The sequence below is a fragment of the Rothia sp. HMSC065C03 genome, from assembly GCF_001837295.1.
In the GTDB taxonomy this organism is placed as follows: domain Bacteria; phylum Actinomycetota; class Actinomycetes; order Actinomycetales; family Micrococcaceae; genus Rothia.
Genome location: NZ_KV831997.1, coordinates 1 through 475, shown reverse-complemented (window position 1 = coordinate 475; position 475 = coordinate 1). Strand labels below are relative to the sequence as shown.

At 61.3% G+C, this 475-nt stretch carries 1 protein-coding gene; it reads right to left on the bottom strand.

Features of this window, described 5'->3' with window-relative positions; all coding sequences use genetic code 11:
* Nucleotides 1–475, bottom strand: a 475-nt coding sequence (locus HMPREF2605_RS09525) for a hypothetical protein (RefSeq protein WP_168167590.1), incomplete at both ends; no start/stop codon positions are given.

Sequence of the window (475 nt, the reverse complement as noted above, 5' to 3'; positions counted from 1 at the left end):
GAGGCTGTTCCAGTACTCTTCCTCAGCAATGCGGTCCTGCTCATCTTCATCAGGGGCAGGCTGCTGCGGCAGACGCAGCGCACCCGGGCGGCCATACTGACCGGTACCGAACGCGTCGAGGGTGATGGCACCATGCTTCTCTTCACGCAGCGGGTGGTCACAGTTCAGCCACTCACGGGCCTCACTGATGCTGATGGGCTTGGTCAGGCGGTACAGGCGCACCTCCTGGTTCAAATCATCCAGGCGCATCTTCTGCTGCTTGAAGGCCTCGCGGGCTTCCTTCTCGTTCAGGTAGACGTAGATGTAGTCGCCGCATTCCTGCCACCAGGGTGCATCCAGACGCGGATCATCCCAGACGAGCTCCTTACCGTCCTGACGCAAATAACGCGGGCGGCCCACCGGAGGGTTGTTCACCTCCTTACGTCCTCGGTTCACATGCACGAGGTAGCCGTACACGCCAGGCTCACCCTCCAAC